21 protein-coding genes are annotated in these 18,544 nt (G+C 51.0%); 11 read left to right on the forward strand and 10 right to left on the reverse strand.

Annotated elements, in window-relative coordinates; genetic code table 11:
• Positions 1 to 832: 832 nt before the first annotated feature.
• The 5 genes from ACT3RU_RS17190 to ACT3RU_RS17210 all read left to right on the forward strand — a co-directional run bounded on the left by ACT3RU_RS17190 (position 833) and on the right by ACT3RU_RS17210 (position 3,983).
• Entirely contained in the window at positions 833 to 1,081 is a 249-nt protein-coding gene (locus ACT3RU_RS17190) for a hypothetical protein (protein WP_483392932.1), read from the forward strand.
• 76 nt (positions 1,082 to 1,157) lie between these two features.
• A complete protein-coding gene (locus tag ACT3RU_RS17195; protein WP_483392933.1) occupies positions 1,158 to 2,117 on the forward strand; it encodes an integrase domain-containing protein in 960 nt (319 codons plus the stop codon).
• A complete protein-coding gene (locus ACT3RU_RS17200; RefSeq protein ID WP_483392934.1) occupies positions 2,114 to 2,488 on the forward strand; it encodes a hypothetical protein in 375 nt (124 codons plus the stop codon). Before ACT3RU_RS17195 ends, ACT3RU_RS17200 begins: the two co-directional genes overlap by 4 nt.
• Before the next feature lie 48 nt (positions 2,489 to 2,536).
• A complete protein-coding gene (locus ACT3RU_RS17205) occupies positions 2,537 to 2,818 on the forward strand; it encodes a hypothetical protein (RefSeq protein WP_483392935.1) in 282 nt (93 codons plus the stop codon).
• A 256-nt stretch (positions 2,819 to 3,074) separates the two neighbouring features.
• Complete coding sequence (locus ACT3RU_RS17210; protein ID WP_483392936.1) at positions 3,075 to 3,983, forward strand: DNA-binding protein; 909 nt, start codon at positions 3,075 to 3,077, stop codon at positions 3,981 to 3,983.
• A 103-nt stretch (positions 3,984 to 4,086) separates the two neighbouring features.
• On the opposite strand, the gene ACT3RU_RS17215 is transcribed toward ACT3RU_RS17210, so the two are convergent.
• The 3 genes from ACT3RU_RS17215 to ACT3RU_RS17225 form a co-directional block, all read right to left on the reverse strand.
• Positions 4,087 to 4,695, reverse strand: a complete 609-nt coding sequence (locus tag ACT3RU_RS17215; protein ID WP_192536320.1) for a recombinase family protein — start codon at positions 4,693 to 4,695, stop codon at positions 4,087 to 4,089.
• Positions 4,696 to 4,811: 116 nt separating this feature from the next.
• Positions 4,812 to 5,333, reverse strand: coding sequence for a ClbS/DfsB family four-helix bundle protein (locus ACT3RU_RS17220; protein WP_192536319.1), 522 nt, complete (start codon positions 5,331 to 5,333; stop codon positions 4,812 to 4,814).
• A gap of 93 nt (positions 5,334 to 5,426) precedes the next feature.
• Positions 5,427 to 8,378 (reverse strand): Tn3 family transposase, encoded by a 2,952-nt coding sequence (locus ACT3RU_RS17225; RefSeq protein ID WP_226716588.1) that lies wholly within the window; start codon positions 8,376 to 8,378, stop codon positions 5,427 to 5,429.
• A gap of 134 nt (positions 8,379 to 8,512) precedes the next feature.
• Here ACT3RU_RS17225 and ACT3RU_RS17230 point away from each other — a divergent pair, with 134 nt between their 5' ends.
• From ACT3RU_RS17230 to ACT3RU_RS17240, 3 genes are all read left to right on the forward strand, one after another.
• Positions 8,513 to 8,881 (forward strand): hypothetical protein, encoded by a 369-nt coding sequence (locus tag ACT3RU_RS17230; protein ID WP_483392937.1) that lies wholly within the window; start codon positions 8,513 to 8,515, stop codon positions 8,879 to 8,881.
• Between the two features lie 359 nt (positions 8,882 to 9,240).
• A complete protein-coding gene (locus ACT3RU_RS17235; RefSeq protein ID WP_483392938.1) occupies positions 9,241 to 9,465 on the forward strand; it encodes a hypothetical protein in 225 nt (74 codons plus the stop codon).
• Positions 9,466 to 9,735: 270 nt separating this feature from the next.
• Positions 9,736 to 10,686, forward strand: coding sequence for an Abi family protein (locus ACT3RU_RS17240; RefSeq protein WP_483392939.1), 951 nt, complete (start codon positions 9,736 to 9,738; stop codon positions 10,684 to 10,686).
• 1,118 nt (positions 10,687 to 11,804) lie between these two features.
• On the opposite strand, the gene trfA is transcribed toward ACT3RU_RS17240, so the two are convergent.
• The 3 genes from trfA to relB form a co-directional block, all read right to left on the reverse strand.
• Positions 11,805 to 12,797, reverse strand: coding sequence for a plasmid replication initiator TrfA (gene trfA, locus ACT3RU_RS17245; protein WP_483392940.1), 993 nt, complete (start codon positions 12,795 to 12,797; stop codon positions 11,805 to 11,807).
• 344 nt (positions 12,798 to 13,141) lie between these two features.
• On the reverse strand, positions 13,142 to 13,426 hold the full coding sequence (locus ACT3RU_RS17250) for a type II toxin-antitoxin system RelE family toxin (RefSeq protein WP_483392941.1): 285 nt from the start codon (positions 13,424 to 13,426) through the stop codon (positions 13,142 to 13,144).
• Positions 13,392 to 13,616 carry a type II toxin-antitoxin system RelB family antitoxin gene (gene relB, locus ACT3RU_RS17255; RefSeq protein ID WP_483392942.1) on the reverse strand — a complete coding sequence of 75 codons (225 nt, stop codon included), beginning with the start codon at positions 13,614 to 13,616 and terminating at the stop codon, positions 13,392 to 13,394. The genes ACT3RU_RS17250 and relB overlap by 35 nt, the downstream gene beginning before the upstream one ends.
• A 151-nt stretch (positions 13,617 to 13,767) precedes the next feature.
• Between relB and parA the strand changes: the two genes are divergently transcribed.
• Positions 13,768 to 14,397, forward strand: a complete 630-nt coding sequence (gene parA / locus ACT3RU_RS17260) for a ParA family partition ATPase (RefSeq protein ID WP_483392943.1) — start codon at positions 13,768 to 13,770, stop codon at positions 14,395 to 14,397.
• On the forward strand, positions 14,394 to 14,636 hold the full coding sequence (locus ACT3RU_RS17265; RefSeq protein ID WP_483392944.1) for a plasmid partition protein ParG: 243 nt from the start codon (positions 14,394 to 14,396) through the stop codon (positions 14,634 to 14,636). The genes parA and ACT3RU_RS17265 overlap by 4 nt, the downstream gene beginning before the upstream one ends.
• A gap of 10 nt (positions 14,637 to 14,646) precedes the next feature.
• Here ACT3RU_RS17265 and ACT3RU_RS17270 read toward each other — a convergent pair whose 3' ends face one another.
• Positions 14,647 to 15,384, reverse strand: a complete 738-nt coding sequence (locus ACT3RU_RS17270; RefSeq protein WP_483392945.1) for a recombinase family protein — start codon at positions 15,382 to 15,384, stop codon at positions 14,647 to 14,649.
• Between the two features lie 132 nt (positions 15,385 to 15,516).
• Between ACT3RU_RS17270 and ACT3RU_RS17275 the strand changes: the two genes are divergently transcribed.
• Complete coding sequence (locus tag ACT3RU_RS17275) at positions 15,517 to 15,876, forward strand: hypothetical protein (RefSeq protein ID WP_444629029.1); 360 nt, start codon at positions 15,517 to 15,519, stop codon at positions 15,874 to 15,876.
• Here the strand turns inward: ACT3RU_RS17275 and ACT3RU_RS17280 are convergent.
• From ACT3RU_RS17280 to ACT3RU_RS17290, 3 genes are all read right to left on the reverse strand, one after another.
• A complete protein-coding gene (locus ACT3RU_RS17280; protein ID WP_082021262.1) occupies positions 15,866 to 16,858 on the reverse strand; it encodes an IS30 family transposase in 993 nt (330 codons plus the stop codon). The two genes, ACT3RU_RS17275 and ACT3RU_RS17280, sit on opposite strands and share 11 nt — an antisense overlap.
• 201 nt (positions 16,859 to 17,059) lie before the next feature.
• The gene (locus ACT3RU_RS17285) at positions 17,060 to 17,539 is read right to left on the reverse strand and encodes a Dps family protein (protein WP_125749534.1); all 480 of its coding nucleotides are present in this window, start codon (positions 17,537 to 17,539) and stop codon (positions 17,060 to 17,062) included.
• A 339-nt stretch (positions 17,540 to 17,878) separates the two neighbouring features.
• Positions 17,879 to 18,295: a hypothetical protein gene (locus tag ACT3RU_RS17290; protein WP_444629030.1), complete on the reverse strand. Its 417-nt coding sequence runs from the start codon at positions 18,293 to 18,295 to the stop codon at positions 17,879 to 17,881.
• Positions 18,296 to 18,544 lie beyond the last annotated feature (249 nt).

The following is an 18,544-nucleotide window of genomic DNA, read 5'->3' on the forward strand; positions in this document are numbered from 1 at the left end:
CTAGGCTTGAAAAACCCCATTTTCAGCGGGCCTGACAGCCTCTCGAGCCCTCCCCATCGCCACCAGGTAGTATCTGTCACCGTTTTCGGGAAGCAGGCAGCCCCACCCTGCTTGAGCTAGGTAGTATCTGTCACCGATTTACCCTCGGACTGATAGACTAGGCTTGCAAAACCCCATTTTCAGCGGGCCTGACAGCCTCTCGAGCCCTCCCCATCGCCACTGGGTAGTATCTGTCACCGTTTTGCCCTCACGCCCGGTGACTCCGGCTCACTGCAAAGAATTCGCCACACAACTTCCCGATACTTTTGTGGTGTGTTAGAAATAGAGTGCACCTCTTGATGAGGGGTATAGAGGTATCGGCCTCTCAAAATAACCGATCCTTCACTCTAAATTCGTCGCAGCAGCTGCTGTCGACTTTCATAAATCGGCCTGCCATGCAGCGCCTTCACGCTTGTCGCATATCCTGATGTGGCATAACCAGCTCCTGTGCAACCATCTGATGATCCGCTGCTAACTCATAGCTACCAGCCGTCGATGTACACGACTCTAGTTATCCCTTTCTCTCAGCCATTTTATTGTCATTGTCATTGGCTATTTATCGCCAGCTGAAGTGAAAGACCTGCTTGAGATCGCTACAACATTGCCTGCCTTTGCGACTAAGTAGCTGCCGTCATTAGCGCGCCGTCTCTGTGTCGCGTAGCGCACAGAGACGGCGCATCTGCGCCGACGATTCTGCCCGGCTCGAAGGCCCGCCACAGCGGGCCACAGGGTCGGGAAGAATCGCTCACGGCCACCTCCAGGAGCGACCAATACCCTCACCAAAACCCTCTCTATGACGTGCTGTTCGCGGTCATTCGACCACCTGCCTGGCGGGCAGGCCTGCGCTCAGCACGGCATTGAGGCGGCTACACCTCCCGATCTGTACCGGACGCTTGCCATTCGTTCAACGACCTTCCCGCCGAGCTATGCTCACCGCGGTCGTGTACAGAGGACACCCGATGATCGCCTACCCGGCCAGGCGTTACCTGCCGGCGTTTCTGTCTCGTTACGACAGATCTCCCCGGGCCCGACCGAGCCTTAAAAATCGGTTTTTCACTTACCAAGCTAAGGTGGGAAAACGTGGGAGAAAAGACCAACAACCGCATAGGAGAAAGCCCGTGGGACGCTACGCCAGTGGACGTAATTTCGGGTATGGAAAACAAATGGAATATGCGGCCAAAGCCGCGCTCCGCGACCATTATGGGCAAGGGCATCACGGCACGGTTGCAGCACACGCTAGCCGTTGGTCATCGTTTGCCACATGGGCGCGTGAGCAGGGCATCCGCGATATTGCCAAGGCCGACAGTCGCGAGCTCGCGACCGCCTATGCCCAGTACGTAGAGGGCCAGGTTGAGGCTGGGGAACTTTCGGTGGCCACGGCGCAAAACCGCATTAGCACTGTAAATACGGTGTTCGCCGCGCTGCGCGGGGATCGTTATGTGCAGATATCCCCCCGAGAATACGCTGGCCAACGCAGTAATGTCAGAACCGAGGAGCCGGCTGCCCTGGACGCGTCCCGCGTACAGAACGCTGGCGATGCGCTGCGTGAAACGGGCCTACCCCGCGCCGCTGCTGTTCTCGAACTTGCCCGAGCGTTCGGCGTGCGCCGTGAAGAGGCCATCAAAGCAGACCTCTCCCGATGGTCAAGGGAGGCCGCACGCCACGGCGCAATCAACATTCAAGAGGGCACCAAGGGCGGCAGGAACGCCGATCGCTGGATCCCGGTCGGTGATGCCCAGCGGCAGGTACTGGAGAATGCCCTTGCCGCCCGTCCCGAGGACAGCAGAAATCTCATCGCCCCCCACGAAAGCTATGCCCAACTCGCCATTAGCCGGGGAGGAGAGATCGCTCAGGCTCGCGCTGTGCTCCAACAGCACAGCCTGCCGGGCTATCACGACGCCCGTGCAGCGTATGCTTGTGAACGCTACGAGCAAATCACCAGCTATCCCGCCCCGGCGGTGAACGGCAAACGCCTGGCTCCCAAAGCCCTAGATCACCTAGCACGCACGACCATTTCCAGCGAACTCGGCCACGGCCGGGTTGATGTGCTGGTTAGCTATGTCGGGAGCAGCCGATGACAACCACCAACCCTACCCGCATTGAGGTCTTACTACGACGCGCACAGCCCGGCAAGAATGGTGGCGTGAAGGCCCATATTCGCCGCGGCCAACGCATTGCCCGTCGCATCGAGGAACATTGGAATATCCAAGAGCCGTATCAGTGGAAAGTTAAGCATTTACAGTGGTTTTTGAAAGTCGAGACGGCTGAGCTAGCCCCTGCGAGCCGCTACGATTACTGGCGGACTGCCGGCGTACTCGCTGCAGCGCTCGGGCGCTGGCCGGATTGGGAGCCGCATCTGCGCGGCACTTGGACGCGTCCCAACCCGCCTGGCCCAAGCCCTGGAGCACCGGGTGGCCGCCCCCGTAAGCTCGCTCGCTTCCGCCCCTAGCGGTCTCACGATATGCTGTTAAATAGTTATCCATGGAGGCCACCTAATATGACAGTCGCTCTGCTTCCGCTAGGCATCTTGCTTGCCGCTCTGCTGCTATTCGGCGCCGGCCTCGTTTGGGCACGTCATCGTGACCAACAGGAACAGATTCAAACCATCCTCGACAGAGTCGAGCCGTGGGCAGGCTCACGAGGAGCCGCACAGGCATGGTACCAAAACTACCCCATCGCGGCTCTTGGCAACCTGACCGCAGCAGCCCTGGTCTCCCAAGGCCGTTATAAGGACGTGATTGTGTACCTTGCACACATCGAGGAAAGTGGTTACGCATGACCTCAAATCTGATAGACAAAACTCACTACAACAAAAACAGAGGCATACTCGCGACCGATCCCCTCACGCAGCATGCTCAAGTGATGCTCTTATGCATCAATCGCCTGAAATGTAGACTCTGTGAATACTAAAACCTCTCCTCAGCGATTTTTTTTGTGCCTATCAATCGTATAAACACCATATTTTGTATTGTACTTTGTATCATATAAAATATAATATGAAATACATAATACGATACACCTAAGAGGGATACGATATGGCACGCCCCGGCATCACGTTTGAAATTGTCGCCCACGCCGCTGACGCCCTGGTAGGGCGCGGTGAAAAGCCCACCATCCAGGCTATTCGGGCCGAAATCGGCACCGGTTCTCCCAATACCATCCACCGCCACCTCACCGCTTGGAAGGCCACCCAGGCCCCCGCTGAACGCCAATCGGCCAAACTGCCGGATGAACTCGCCGGCGCGCTCGCCCAAGAAATCGAACGCCAGGCGTCCGCGGCCCGGGCGGAGGCTGAAGCGGATGCCCTCGACGCCCGCCAGACAGCTGATGAACTCGCGGAAACCGGTGAAGCCCTGGAAGCCGAAGCCGATGCCCTGCGAGAGCAAATTGAGCAGGTAACTGCCGAACGAGACGAGGCCGTGCGCGACCGTAGCGAAGCGCGCAGTTTGATCGAGGAATTTCGCGCCCAGGTGAAGCAGCTTGAACAGCAGCGCGACGACGCTCGCCAGGAGCTGGCCGAGGCTCGCAACCGCATCACCACGCTCACCGAACAGCGCGATCAGGAACACAGCGCCCGCCTGGACGCCCAGCGGGACACCAAAGCTGCCGAGAAGGTCAGGGTCGACGCTGAGCGCGCCCAGGCGGTGGCCATGGCCAAATTAGAAGCTGGACAACAGCAGGCGGCAGAGCGTCTGGAAGCGCTTAAATCTGAGCAGCAAGGGCGTAAAGCCGACACCGACGCTCATAAACAGGCAATGGCCGATTTGCGCAACGAATGGCGGGAACGGCTCACGGCTGCCGAAAAGCAGGCTCAGGACGCCCAGAATCGCGCCCAGGAGGCCGATAAGGCCAAAACCAAAGCGGAAGTGCGGGCAGAGGCGTTAGCGGATCGCCTGAATGCCATAGAACCGCGAGACGTCTCTGCAAACACAGAGCAAGGATGATCAACGAGTTCTATTTAACGGGGAAAACCCGGCCTAAACAGGCCACATCATAATTACCTTATTGGCCCAGTGGGAGCGAAGCTGCAAAATGCGACATCTGGCTTTAACGATTTGTATCAAAAACGATTTGTACAGTATCTAACTCTTCGTCAGGCAGGCCCACTACATTGTTAAGTGCACGATAAAGCGTTGCATGGTGACAGTTAAGGATCCGGGCTGTATCCCGAACAGAGCGACCTTCTGAAATGAGTCTCCTCCCCAAAGCTACCTGCTCAACACTTAATTTCATCGGGCGGCCGAAGCGTACTCCTTTCATTTTCGCTGCGTGTCGGCCTGCACTGGTTCGTTCAGAGATCAGTGCTCTCTCAAACTCAGCTATACCAGCAAAGATTGTGAGAACCATCTTTCCGGATGGTGATGTTGTATCGGCCCAGGGTTCAGCCAGAGAACGCAGACCTACACTGGTATGTTGAAATATGTCGACCAGTTCCAGCAAATCCTGGGTTGACCTTGCCAGGCGGTCCAGTCGGCTGACAACCACGATATCTCCTTCACGTAAATGCTCGAGTAAGCGCGTAAGCTCAGGTCGTTTTCGTTTGGCACCGGATATCTTTTCTTCATAAATAAGCTGGCATCCAGCTGCACGCAAAACACTCCGTTGACCATCCAGATGTTGGTCGTCAGTCGAAACGCGAGCGTAACCAATCAGCATGGCTTTACCTCAAGTCAATCTGTCGCAAATATGTATCGTTAATATAGACTTTCGCACCATACTTTTGCGACACAAAATAGCCAGGCTTTCGTTGATTTCCTGATTAGTCGCAAAACTTAGGATTTATGCGACATGTCTTTTGTCTTCAGCCACTTCCGCAACCGTCCACGCGCATTGGCGTAAGGCGATGCCGTGTTGAACTGAATCATGCGACCCATCGTCCATTTTTCATACCATGAGCGGCCATATAGGTCGTCGTTACTAAGAGCCTCTATCAACGATACAATCCGGGCTTTTGCCGCTGCCAGATGCTCAATAAGTTCAGGATAAGGGGTGCCCTCATAGTCGCGATAGAATTTCTGTGCGAGGCGGCCCAGCTCGTTCCACTTGAAGCCGGTTTCGGGAAAATCGACCGGCTCACCTGCCGCGTCCCGGTCGAGCCATTTCAAGACCAATTCATTCCACCCGACCAGATAGGCGGTAAGATTGGCAACACTCATCTGGGTTCCCTTGGCATGTCCATCCAAGCTGTGTTCATTGACCACCGACAGCGGGACACCACGCAATTCTTTAATGAGTTTATTGAAGTTTGAATCTATCGCTTTGAGCAATTCGTCTTTGTTTGTGGGAACAGCCATGTTTACTACCTGTTTTGCAGAAATTCCAATAAAAATAGGAGTTATGCGAAAATGAGATAACTCAGCATACGTTTATCCATCTTGCCACAGACATCAGGCAGCAAGTGGCAGCCGCTGATCCATATCCAGCTCTATTCGGCCATACGGATTAACATGGTGATATATCAATGGCGTCAGACCACGCCAGTCTTCTTCAGTCATTCGCTGACGCCAGGTCGGCTCCGACAGCACATTCTGGATCAACAATGTATTGATATAGACCAGACTAATTTGCAGCAGATGCAATGACAGCATCGATATCTCCTGATCCGCTGTCCGGTTGCTGGTAAATTCACCGTGCTCACCATAAAAAATAAAATCATTGGCGCTGTTCCAGTTTTCCACGACGTTGAGGCCCGCATTAATTTCACAACGCAGCGACTCATCTTGCAAATAGCGACAGAGGAAGATGGTCTTAATCGCTTTGCCCAACTCCGCTAATGCCTTATAGGTTGGGTGCTGGATGTTATTGCGGGTGAATCGCCTCAATATGGCCTCGGGTTCGGCCGTTCCTACTTTAAGTGCCGCTGTATATTTGATTATCTCGTCATACTGTTGTGCAATAAGCTCCCAGTCGATCCCCCGAGTTAAAATCGGGGTCAGGTGCGGGTACAACTGTGCATCCTCTTTTTCACACACATACAGTTTCTGTCTGGCGATCGCTTTCAGACGGGGCAGTAAATCGAACCCCAGCACATCACTGAACGCAAAGGCCACCTCACTTTGCCCATGGCTGTCCACATACTGGTGGTTGATTTCCATGTCGGTACAGTGACGCAGAACGCCCTCCATCATGGCAGCCACCTCAGATGAAGAACAGCGGCGTAATTGTGAATAAATACACGTTGAGTGCGTATCCACATGCCAGTAAATCATCACGCCACGCCCGCCATAGCGGGCATGCCATTCTGTCATCAGATTTTGATCATAGGCACCAAACTTCCGGGAGTCTGCGGCACAGGATGTTGTCGCATTCCCCCAAATGGCAGACTGGCGAATGCTGAAAATACCGTTCACGATATGTGAAATCGCTGAGCGCAAAGCATCTTTTTGAATAAATCGCCGTTTAACGTAACGCAATTCATCATAATTGACGCGGGGTTGCTGACTGGCGATGCGTTTCAGCCCTACATTAGTACCGAGGCCAAACAGACATAACAACAAGCGGCGTTGCAATACCTCTGGTTCAAGAACTTCCCGACTGGCAGATGTGCGAAATAACGACGAGAAATGCTCTCGTAAATCCACTTCCTTGAGTATGTCTATCAACTCCAGATCGGCCCAGCGCTGGCCAATCTCCTGCTTCAGTGCTGCTGTGTTGGGGGGCTCAATCTGTTTGCCCAACGGAGTCAGGTGGATACGATTTTTCCCCTGTTCCCTGATGCGAAGTTTGGGATTATCTGGCAGGCTTTCATTTAGCGTACCGAGCCAGTGGCGCATCCTGTCTTTGATTTGAGTAATAAAGGTTGTCACATCAGTGGGAGCCTGCAACAAGGAATAATAATAGGCCCGATTAGTAGCAAAATCGGCAGGGAGATCCTCTGCCGGATCACGATAACGGTCAGCGCCTGTGACCCAAATTTCTTTGTTACGCAGACTCTTACGTAAAGCCCGTAAAACACAAATTTCATAGTTGATACGATTAATCCGTTCTTCACCGGATTTGCCTTGGACGATGACAATATCCCGCCATTTTTTCTGAATAATACCGTCAACAGGCACATCACCCACCGCATAGAAATGCTGATTGTTGGCCCTGTTTGCCTTAATAATTTGAATGGCGTCAATAACGGGTCGGTGCAGGGCATTACCAGACTGAAACTCAAGTCGGTCCAGTACCGGCATCAACATTCGGCGATAGTGGCTACCGTAAGAGGAACGCATGGATTCCTGAACTTCCTGCTCAGTATCTACCCCCAGAGTTTTAAATTCATCGACCAGATTTTGCAGCATTTTCTGTGAGACCACAGGATAGACCACCTCCTTTATGACGCCATCCGGCTGGTCAACGGTGGCCTCGGCCATACGGAACAGCAGACGCGCCTTACCCCTGACTTTTTTAAACGCCGCAAACTGCTTTTTATCGACCTTTTTTTCTGCCCGTGTGCCGAGGTTATGGATCAGCACCATCAACATCTCAATCAACGCATCGGTCAGCTGTTGGCGACGACGCCAGCAAAACATGGCCACCATACTGTAACGGATCGCCGAAGGGTGTCGACGAAGCTCCCTGATCGATTCACTGGCACACCGTTGTTGAAACTGCATGATGAATTTAGGGGCTATTCCCTGGAAAATATTCGGCTGTAACGCAACGGAATCAAGACATTTTAGCTGAGAGATGACGGAAAGGACGTTCTCCAGACTGGGCCTTCCCGGGTCAGCTTTGAGGCCGCTCAATGTGACTTCAATCACACTGGCAGTGCCCGGTTCTTCGGCCGACAGTAAATGGTTGATGGCAACCTTACAGTCGAGTGAAAGTCGGGTAAATATGATGTTTTGCTGTTCTGTTTCGAACCGGTGTACGGCTGAACGAATAATTCGCTCCAGGTGATCAGCTGCGGGACGCTCAATCTGCTGCTCCTGACACCAGTCAGTGACAAGTTCACTACCGTGTACAGCTTGCGGATTGAATGGGAGGATAAATTCGGTTAACCAGGCGGTGAGCTGTGCTATATCGTTTTTATTGGGGAGTCTGATGCCCAAATAGCGACGAATAGTTTGTCGGTGCCGCTGGGCCTGCCGCCCCTGAAGCGGGTAGTTTTCAAGGGATACAGAAGCGCATCCGATCTGTTCAGCAATAGTGTGCACAATACCTGAAGGAAATTCGTTTATTGATTCAGGGTAATGCCCGTGTACTTGTCGGAATTTCAGTTGAATGGCAAATCCTAAACGACCCGTATCGGTCATACCCGGGAGCAAGGAAAGCTCATCAGCAAGCAGACTCCATACGTCCTTGTCATCAAAAGTCTGATCCTGTGACAACATTCCAACTCCCTGAATCATCAATGGGTAATCGCTATATAAACCATTTCACAGGTGAGTGATTTTTACGCAGATCCAGTTCAAAAAAAACAGATGTCGCATTTTGCAGCTTCGCTCCCACTGGGCCTTATTAACCTTAACCGGAGAGAATTAAATTGAATTTTAGTGCTAAATTATCCGTCGTTTTGATTTCTTTCATTGCCCTTAAAGCGAACGCAGAGACCGTGGAAGAAGCGGGTGAGCAAATACTAAGATCCGATATAAGTAACGAAGAAATATGCGAAAATATACATAATCGAGCCGAAGGCATTATGCAGCTGCGGCAAAACGGTGCTCCCAAGGAAGATATGCTGGAACAGGTTGGCCACAACGAAGCATTTCACCGAATAGTAGAGCTCGCTTACCAGTTTAACCAATACCCTGAAGATGCAGGAATGCGCAGACTAACCGTAGAGCGTTTTGCTAACTCGACTCAGGAAAGCTGCATGAAAGAGATGGAAGTGATGCGCCAAAACATTAATTAAATTGAGTTACAAATGCATAAAGGTGGATGGAAAGAGCTAGCATTTTTTCTGATCATTACCGTGATTGGAGTGACGATGCATTCATGCCTGGGTACATCCCCTAGCGGAGGGACAGATCAATATGACCGACGATAAAGAGCCTATTTTTTGTGCCTAAAAAGGCCAAAATTCAAGATTATATACCCTTATTATCTTGAATTTTATGGGGTTTACAACCAGAGAGCCTCAAAGCTAATGATTTGCATAACCTGCTTAGGTTGCCTTAGCTTTTCACCCCTGCTACAAGAGAGGTGAGGATTAGTGAAAGCTACTCCATTTTTACGAGTACATAAACCCAAAAAGATAGGGAAAACAATACTATGTCTAAATCAGACAATGATTTTATTAATACCAATCAAGATTATGAGCTTAATGATTGGCTGGCCAGAAATGGCTACAGAGAAACAGATGCAAACAGAACCGAACTGAGAAAAATTATTTTGGATCTGAAAGGAGGGAATTCTTCGAAAAACCTGACGTGGAAAGAACTAGACGACGCTCTAGCAAATCAGCCTAGTAAGTTCAAAAATCTAGAGAAAAAATAAATAAAACAGCACCTTGTGTATTTAATTAGCGCTTCCTTCTCAATGCCAAATTTGACCTCTGATGGGAGTAGCAGCGCTGCTGCTACGACTATCGTTCTTTCCTCAATAGTTGTCTAACTTATTGAAAAACAAAAGGGCTTCTCATATGAGAAGCCCTTTTGATAAAATCGTATCATTGCATCTTGGATCTTTTAGCCTGGCCGAAGCGAGTGCAAAAAAGAGGTTTGCCCAAGTGCCTACAAGGAAAATTATAGGGGATATAGAGAACTGATGCAACCTACTAACATTCAGCAAACCCATTTGGACATCTCGCACGCAAGGCTTTCAAGTTACAAGGGCTTCTTTCAGTGCCAGGACCCACAAGAGCTATATGGCATCTACTGTTGGAACGAAGCGATTTCCGGTGCGCTATTCAGACTTATCTCAATAACAGAGGTCGTCATGCGCAACCGGTTTCATATGGCACTTAGCCAACATAGCTACACCTCAGCCTCCGTCGGCAGTCCAGGGGCCAATGACTGGTACAATCACATTAGGTTACCTCAGAAATCGTTAGACAAAATTAAGAAGGTTACACATAGATACCGTGGACGTGGACCTAATAAACGCTTAGTTCTTAAGCACCCAACGCCATCGTCGAATGATGTAGTGTCACAAATGTCTTTTGGATTTTGGCCAAAGATGCTTGATGTAAGCCTCCCTTGGGGAAATCTGCTTCCCCATATTGTAGTAGGGCATCGTCACCGACAGGTTTCTCATTGGAACAGGACTGCCAATCAGGACGCTCTCTATGCCAGGCTAGATTTGGTTAATCGTTTGAGAAACCGAATCGCACACTTTGAGCCAATTTGGAAACAAGCCAGCCTACAAGAAGAGCGCCGCCCCCGGCCAAACGTGACTCCAAGAATTATCTCTCCTCCTCCTCAAAATAAAGAGGAAGCTTTAGTTCGATTGGAGTTGCTACATGAACGTATAAATGAGTTGTTACGGTGGCTATCACCGGACAGGGCTAAAGATTACGAGTCTAGCTATGTCAAAAACCATTTTTGCTGGCTCTGCTCTGAAGAAGGCTTAGCAGCATATAGGGGCTTTCAGCCTGGAGTTGACTTACCTATTTCGCGCTTCAAGCGTGAACTGAACAGCCTCCTCAAACACAAGACAATGGTTCGTGTGATTAGAAACGAGCGTCCCCACGGAATTTTCTACACCAATTTTCGGTAACTATTTTTCAGCCATGATTTCCACTAATGGTAGGAGGACTCAAGGCTATTCGCCTTATCGTGAGTTTCTTGAGAGTGCGAGATAACCGCGCAGAAAATAGCCGGAATAGGATTGGTGAATGTGGTGGTTTTGACTCGCTAAACCCCCTTTTCGCGGGGGCAAGACGCTCGCCAGACCACCGATGACGATCTGCACGTCCAGGCCTCCAATATGAGCAACAGGCCCGCAGAACCGATGCGGAATAATACAAACAGGCGTTGGTCGAACAACGTGGCAAGCTAGCCTCTGCTGAAAAAACAGGCTCAGGATACCCCCAAGAAGGCCCAGGAGGCCGAAAAGGGTGAAACTAAGGCATAGGTTAAGGTTGAGCTGTTATCGGCCCGTCTGGAGGCTCAGGAGAGCTAGAAAGCGAAGCAGGGGAAATCGAAGGGGAGCCGGGCCTGCTAAAATCGGCTTTTTGGGGTCAAAAACCAGCTGAAAATGTCTGAAGCTCAAGATTGTCCTCTTATTCTTGAGTTTTGAGAGTGCGGGATAAGCACGCAGAAAATAGCCAAATCGGCCCTCCCGGGCCGATGCAGCGAGCTTGCGAGCGGTAACTGGCAATGCATAGTGCTTGAAGCTGTAGAGTTGCTAACGCCCACCTAAAAACCCAGATTTAGCTTAATACCTTTCTGATAAACATGGGGTTAAGAGCTCTGCCATTGTTCTTTGCACGGTCGTAGACCGTCCACCATAGTGCGGCGCAGGTGCGAAGCACCTCGAAAGCCGCTTCTTAGTGCGCCTTTGGCGCATCATCATTAGGCAGCCCGAAGGGCTGGGCGAGCGAAGCGAAGGGTAGGCGATCTTTGTTAAAGGTTTAAAAGGTTTTAGTTAAAGCGCGCGCGCGTTACGATTTTCGGAGGCCAGCAACCACGAGGCTTTGAAGACGATCAGCATCCCTAAAGGCACGATAGGGGCATCCCTAAAGGCACGTGCCTATTCACAGGCTGAGCATCCCTAAAGGCACGTGCCTATTCACAGGCTGAGCATCCCTAAAGGCACGTGCCTATTCACAGGCTGAGCATCCCTAAAAGCACGATAGCCATTCAAAGAAAAACATCCCTAAAAGCACGTGTCTCTCACCTATCTCCCAAAAGATCTTTCAGTTGCGCTTGATTCCCTTTTGACTTTCGTGAATAGAACGTCACTAAGTCATTCTCAGAATTAAAGCTGACACGATAATCGGGCAACGCATTTTCTTCAGCCAACTCCTTTACAGCAGCACGGAACTTGAATCGTTTATCTTGGCTCCCACTTTTCAAATGCAATGTAGAGAGCCTGACGCTCCATTTTGACTGTGCACCACAGTGCTTGCGAGCTAGTTCATAGATGCGGCGGTCGAGAGGTTTCCTCAGCCTGAAATAATCACGACTTAAGGTTAGTACATGCTTGGATTCAACCGAGCGGTAGAGCCATTCAGGAAGTGTTACCTCAACAGCAACCATTCGATTATCTAAGTTGCGCTCGATGACGCTCCAAGAATCTATCAGCCCAAAGCCTCTTCGCTCACGCTTCCCTTTAGTCTCAATGTTGGTTTCAATCCTTGTGCCACTTAAGCGTGCTAATGCATCCCCCATACGTTGATATGCCCTTCCGCTAGTGTCACGATTTGTTGACACTAAGAAGTCATATGCTGTGAAGCGTACTACACGACTAAGAGAGTCTTTGCCCCGGTTTATAGATTCCATAAGCTGACTTATGCAGTAAATCCAAATATCTTTGTCATGAATTGTCGCGCAACCATCATGCCCTGGCTTCACTACAAGAGTTACATCGCCATGTTGATAGCTTCTAATCTTGTGGTTGCCGGCACGTAAAGCAAACAAGGGATGTTCCATGCTTGCAGTATCGTCTTTTGGGCTAGCGTCCAATATGTCAGCGATGAAGAAATCACTCTGGGCATGACGTTCAGGAACCAGAGCAGAACGTTTACTTTTAACGCTCTGCTCTGGTTTTTGAGTTTTATGAGAACTACTAGAAGCTTGGAAGCCGAGCAGGCGTTCAGAAGCCTGCTCGTAGCTCTCTCCCGGCTTGGCGTTCTTCTCAATATATCTGCGCTGGGATTGGTTCATGCTGCCTCTCCGACCAAGTTCCAGGAGGAGATGCACACCATTTGAAGTCGGGGTATACTGTTCATACAGATTTTCGCCTCCTTAGGCGTTTCTGGCCCCCGAATCTTCACCGCCTGCCATAGCATGGAAGATCCGGGGGTTTGTTTTTCTAGGGTACTGAGCCTGGCTCTTCACCTAGCCTTTGATTACATTCAGATTACCGCATTTAGATCGTGACAGGCAGCCACATGAGCGTATGACGCCCTAGAGCAGCCTTGTCGATACTTCAACGCCAAAAAATGGCCGACTTGTGAATCTAATGTTTTTCTTTATTTCCTTAAAAGCGTAAATAAAGGATCCATGTTCTACCTATAAACCTTGCTACGGTGTCCGATCCGTACCACTAAGACACAGATTTCCTGATCCTCGATACTAGCGATGACCCGGTAGTTGCCTACCCGATACCTCCATAGCTCACCCAGCTGGCCAGCCAGTGGTTTACCAAGTTGCCGAGGATCGTCCAGTGGCTGGATGCGTCCACGCAGGTAGTCACGGATGCGTTTAGCGTCCGTATGGCCGATCTTACTTAATTGCTTGACCGCTTCGTCCGTGAGTTCAATCCGCCAGGCCAAGGTTTCGCTCCACGTCATCTAAGCTATGGGTCGCCATCTCACCACGACGCACTTGTTCTAAGGTCTTCTCGGCTAGATAAATATCCTCGAGATCCTCAAGGTGTTCCAGAATGGCCTCACGAGCATAGAAGCTCTTAGTGCGACCAGTTGCCTTCGCCAGAGCCTCAAGGCGCTCTTCAATCTCGGTTGGTAGGCGCAACGCCAACATATTTAAGCCCTCCATTAGGCATTTTGCTATACAAGTATAGCATATGATGTAGAACTAAGAAGCCTCAAAGACGAGCCATAGGAAATGTGGTTGACTTTCCTCTTATTTACGATTTTACTGAAATACGTATTTACTGTTTTGAGGAACGCTTGTGATTATCGGAGTGCTCAACCAAAAAGGAGGTGTCGGTAAAACAACACTTTCCGTCAACATCGCCGCCGCACTGGCACGGACCGGACAAAGAGTGCTGTTGATCGATGCAGATCCGCAAGGTAGTGCCCTAGACTGGGCTGCTGCTCGAGAGGGGGATCCCTTATTTGCAGTCGTTGGTCTACCGAAGCCCAGCATTCATAAGGAGCTCTCTGTAGTAGGGGAAGGATATGATCATATCGTGATCGATGGACCGCCTCGCGTCACAGACCTCGCCCGATCCGCCATCATGGCGAGTGACGTGGTGCTGGTTCCTGTACAACCATCGCCCTACGACATCTGGGCGGCTGACGAGGTAGTAAAGCTCATCCAAGAGGCTTCTGTATTTAAAGAAAACATTAAATCTTTTTTTGTAATTAACCGTAAAATTGCAAACACCGCCATCGGGCGTGACGTTCGTGAAGCTCTGGAGGCTTATAACTTGCCGACGCTCGAAGCCAGCGTCGTACAGCGTGTGGTCTTTGCTGAAGCCGCGGCTGTTGGTAAGGCCGTCTATGAACAGGATCGAGACGGAGTGGCTTCTCAGGAGATCGAAGCAGTTGTGTCAGAACTGCAGGAGCGTTTCAAATGAGCAACAAAAGAGTGTCTATCGGCGGGAAGCCTTCAGCCAAGAAAGCAGCTGAAGATACAGCAATGGATGCCTGGGTTGGCTCCAGAAAACAGGAGCCAACCAAAGAGCCCATGAAACGCCTCACTATCGACATCCCGACTGAGCTGCATTCCAAACTCAAAGCTGACTGCGCTATGCGAGGCCGCAAGATGACCGATGAGATAAGAGACTTGCTTATGGAAAAATACGGAAATCAGTAAATAAGGCTAATCACTGCGACCTGAATTTAGGGTGATTTACTACCTCAGCCAAGCCCTCACGCTCTAAGGCAGCATTCAATGTCACGCGACTAACCCCAAAATGCCTAGCAACCTCTGTCTTAGTGATATTGGAATCGGCGAGCATCGCCGCAGCTTTACGCACGTCCGCCGATGACATCACCGGACGGCGCCCACCTTTGCGGCCCCGAGCACGGGCCGCTGCTAGACCAGCTAAGGTTCGTTCCCGAATCAAACTGTGCTCGAACTCGGCTAAAGCACCGAAGATATGGAATACCAACCTGCCTCCGGCATTGGTGGTATCTATAGCCTCGGTCAGCGATCGGAAGCCTACACCGCGCTCGCTCATATCGTGGATCAGCTCTACCAGGTCTTTGAGTGAACGAGCTAAGCGATCGAGTTTCCATACCACCAAGGTGTCACCGGTACGCAAGGTACGCAGGCACGTCTCTAACTCGGGGCGATCCCGCTTGGTTCCGGTGACACGTTCCTCAAAGACCTGCTCGCAGCCGGCGTCCTGAAGAGCGTCACTTTGCAATTGGGGATTCTGATCCTGAGTGCTGACTCTCGCATAGCCAATGATCATATGCCTCTCTTCACTATGGTGCCCTAATAGAAAACAAACCTTCCTTTTCTGTACGTAGATAGGTTTACGCGATTTCTTTACGGAAAACCACCAAAAAAAGCCGCCCTGGAGAGAAGGGCGGCGCGTGTAAAGAAAACGACCCATTTTCTACCTTCTGGAACTCATGACCTTGTGTGTAGCACGCCATCGCCCTTTCCTCATCCTATTGCGTTAAATGCCATTCTTAAGCAAGATGGATTTTATGCTTGATAATATTTTTAGACATGTGGAATAGAAATGACGAAAACGGCCTTATTTTTTTCGAGGATCGTAGGCACCACATTTATCACTGCGATGATTGTCGCATTAGCATTACTGCTCATTGATGGAAAAAAAATAAAAGCCGAGATCAATAGAGATCTAGGTGCCAGGTTATGCCCTCCATCACACCCTATTTATGTTGAAATTTATAACTATAGCTTTGAAAAAATAACAGGAGCCAATTTCAGCATGGAGCTAAAAAGTGGAGACGAATCAGGAAATCTTCTTCACCGCCCCAGCAGGATTTTTGATAAGGAAGTCAGCCCTTTCAGTAAGGAATATGACTGCTATTCTGACGAATATATTCATAGGTACATCCCTGAATTCAAGCAATAAGCGCAGCACCTGCGGTATCTAGGGCTCCTGAGTATTCCCCCAGAAACACCTGCGCCGGTGTTCGATAGCCGAGCCGTTTTCGGGGGCGGTCATTCAGCTTCATGACCACTTTGCGCAGCTTGGTATCGGTGACCTGTCGGAAGTCCGTTCCCTTGGGGAAGTACTGCCGTATCAGGCCGTTGGTATTCTCGTTGGTCCCACGCTGCCCGGAGCAGTAGGGGTCGCAGAAGTACGTCGACGCCGTCACCGCCTTGGCCACGGCTTCGTGGCCGGCAAATTCCGAGCCATTGTCCAGAGTAATAGTTTGGACAGCTCCCCGACGAGGCTTCAACAGGCGGATCATGGCCGCTTGTGTCAGCTCCGCCGAGATCTTGGACAGTCGTGCCGCCAGCAGATAGCCGCTGCGACGCTCGACCAGCGTAACCAAGCCCGATTGCTTGTGCCCATGGATCACGGTGTCGCCCTCCCAGTGGCCGATGAAACGCCGGTCATCGACCTCAGCGGGGCGGCGCTCAATCCCTACCCTGTTGGGGATCTTGCCCAGCCCAGCGCTCTTGGCCTGGACGCGGTGCTTGCTGCGACGCTTGGGCTGACGGAGATGCCGCCAGAGATCACCACCCCGTGCCTTGTCATCCCAGATCAAGGAGTAGATCCATTGATGACTGACGCCGACGCCGGCCAATGGCGCTGTGAAGCCACTGATTTGCTGGGGGCTCCACTCCTCACGCAGCCGGCCGACAACGGCGGCAATCATGCTCGGCAGGCGCTTTGTCCACTTCCAGGCGGTACGGCGCCGATGGTCACTGAGAGCCTGAGCCTGCTCGGGATCATAGCCATCGGAGGTCGCGTTGCGGCGCAGCTCACGACTGATCGTGCTGCTGTGGAGGCCCAACTCCCTGCCGATCTGCCGCTGGCTCATGCCCAAGTCATAGCGGGCGTGGATCTGGTATCGTTGGATCTGGGTCAGCTGTCGGTATCCCATGCTCTGCATCACTTTGGTCGGTGAGCCGAGAAGGGTACCGGCGCTGGCCCTCCTGCCTCCACCGTGCTGTCCAAAGTGCTGCGGTTATTCTATGAATCCAGGACGAAAAGGCCCGCCACCGCATCCGCACAGCTAGTTAGGCCGTGGCTAAGGCTGTGTCGGGCTATCCTGTGATGCGATCTGGACAATAAGGACAAAAATTTAGAGGTGGGACCTGAGGAACCACGCCATTTTTTCATGCGTTACCAGCAGGTCTTCGAACAAGCTCGTCGTTCCGATATCATGCTGACGATCCGAGACGTTTCCGTGCTGCTCCCGTAGCTCTCGAATGACTGTTTCATGGTCTTCGAGCAGCTGGCCTAACATACCCTTCGCGTCGGGCAGGTCCTTGTGCTCGTCGAACTCATGAATCCGGGTGTGCTCATGAAAGCCCGCCATACTACCCGTAGAACGCTCTCCGAGCGCGCGAGCACGCTCGGCAATCATATCGATCTCACCGGCTAAGGTGCGATACTGATCTTCCAGAAGAAGGTGAAGGTCCCGGAAGTCGGAAGCTTGGACGTTCCAATGGCAGCATAGTGTCTTTGTATAGAGCACGAACACGTCAGATAGCACGTTGTTGAGTATCTTGGCCGAGTTCTTGCGATGGGCATCGCTGATTCCAATATTTGTCGATGGCATGTCGCTCTCCTTTCCCAGTGCTGGTCGGTTAGTTGCTTGGTAGCGGTAGCGAGCATTTTACAATCGGCTCGGGCTGAAAGCATGTCCGGGGCACGTCCCCCCGCGATACGATAGCACGCAGCCTCCTGAATTCAAAACAGCTGTCGATGTACATGAAAAACCTTACGACTTTAACATTAAAGAAGATATCGAAAATGGAGAAAGTGAATCTTCTAACGCAAGAATCAACTTTTCTGAAGTTATAGGTGAAGCAAATTCGCTAAGAGATCTTATAAAAAGCCACTCAATTAAAGTTACTGAATATTATTACATTAATTAATATCTAAATATTTTTCGCAATCATCCATTTTTCGATGGTGCTGTAGCAGCCAACAATACTGATATCACAACCACTACGACCACCTGGCCAATCAGTATGTTCATAGCAGGTTCAATAGCATGCCAACCGTCGCGGCTTCCCCCCAGCTCCCATACAAACCGATACGCGAAGTCAGTCATGGAGTTTCCTCCTAACCTGACGTGCGTAGGCATATAGATAATCATTCCCACAACGATCAGAGCCGCTGACCGAAGAATTCCCTCACGGCTCACACTCAGCCCCCTACGAACAATTTCTTGATCGTGCTGCTTTCCACGACGAGGGAGAAAGCGCACCACTACCATGCCAACCCGCTCAAAGAGCACAGGCAGTGCTTTCCAGAGGAGCACCCAAACGGCGATCGCACCGATTACCCCCATTACCTTTGTAGCATCCATACACTATCTCGCTCTCCTCAGGACCACCTATCAGCTTCAGAATCTCGCCATTCCCAAACACCAGGTAAGGGTAGGCACCGCAAAGACCCTAAACCTATCCCATATTTTTCAGCAACTAAACAAGATTATGACGCTTACCGTGCCTCATGATGTGTCCTCTGATGACAGCATGCTGTCATCAGTATCTTTCACAGCCTAGGAGCTGCAACCAGGTAGTATCTGTCACCGATTTACCCTCGGACTGATAGA

This window comes from Halomonas sp. TP35 (genome assembly GCF_052375975.1).
GTDB lineage: Bacteria > Pseudomonadota > Gammaproteobacteria > Pseudomonadales > Halomonadaceae > Vreelandella > Vreelandella citrativorans.